The following is a 1,117-nucleotide window of genomic DNA, read 5'->3' as shown; positions in this document are numbered from 1 at the left end:
CGCGGTTTTAGAAAGAGTTGTAATTTCTCCAAAAAGATTGAAAACCATTTTAAAGCCTTCGACTTAACCTTTTTTTACATCAATAATGGTTTCATTTAATGTCAGCATACTTTTTGAAACACCACCCTCAATAAAATAAAAAAAGAGTGTTTAAATGGTTGTTCAGCATTTAGAAAATATAAAAAAAGTTATGCTGGCCATTCGATTTTTCATAATTTAAATCTGACTTGGTGTGAAGTCGGTGTCTTAGCTATTACAGGTGAAAACAGAATAGGAAAATCTACATTATTACCTATGATTGCCGGTTTATTGGAGAGTGATCAGGGCAGGATCTACATTAATGAACAAGAACAGAGCGCCAGTAATGATGAATATAAAAAATTAGTGGCATATGTACCTGATAAAAGTCCCGTGTATGATTTTATTCAGGGAGCGGAGTTTCTAAATTTGATTTGTAGCATTCGAAAGCTTAGCGCGGATGCTTATTGCAAATTTATCTCGTGGTTTAAATTAGAAGAATATTTAGATATACCATTTGCCCAGATGTCTTTTGGGACCACTAAAAAATTTTTACTTATTGCAGCTTGGGGTAATTAAAATGGATTTAAAGCATCATTTTGAGCATGACTAAAAATTTTGGATTGCTCAAAGTGTGCGAATGAATCAATTGAATCGAGCGGAATACATTGTATTGCTATTTATTGCGCTACTTACTTATTACCTTCAATTTTCTGGATAACTCAAAGCAATAGTGTGAAAAGTAGTGTAGGTGTGATTATTCCCTTGATCACGATTTATATTACTTTTATTCGATGGATCTATCGTAAACCTATAGAAATATACGGTGTCCTCCCCGTAATTATGGCTTCTATCTGGTTTGGATTAATTTTTTATGCGCTCATTTTTTACTAAAAAACACGTTTTTTAGTAAAAAAAGCCTATTTTGCAGAATAAATAAACAAACGTTGCATATTTTAAAAAATAAATGGGAAAAGGTGTTGCGTTGGGTAAGAAATGCTGTAGAATGCACATCCATCGGCGGTGATGAAGATTAAAACTTCTGATAAAACAGTGACTTAGTTAAGATTGATTAAGTTGGGTTTTAGAAAGAAAGTTT

At 32.5% G+C, this 1,117-nt stretch carries 1 protein-coding gene and 1 pseudogene; both read left to right on the top strand.

Going from position 1 to position 1,117, the window contains the following annotated elements; all coding sequences use genetic code 11:
- Positions 1 to 99: pseudogene (locus FTV09_RS17860) on the top strand (IS1 family transposase); the annotation flags it as partial.
- 36 nt (positions 100 to 135) lie between these two features.
- Positions 136 to 597, top strand: a complete 462-nt coding sequence (locus tag FTV09_RS17855) for an ATP-binding cassette domain-containing protein (protein WP_180059015.1) — start codon at positions 136 to 138, stop codon at positions 595 to 597.
- Positions 598 to 1,117 lie beyond the last annotated feature (520 nt).

This window comes from Acinetobacter sp. YH12227 (genome assembly GCF_013417785.1).
GTDB classification, from domain to species: Bacteria; Pseudomonadota; Gammaproteobacteria; order Pseudomonadales; family Moraxellaceae; genus Acinetobacter; species Acinetobacter gandensis.
This window is presented reverse-complemented; position numbering and strand designations above follow the sequence as displayed.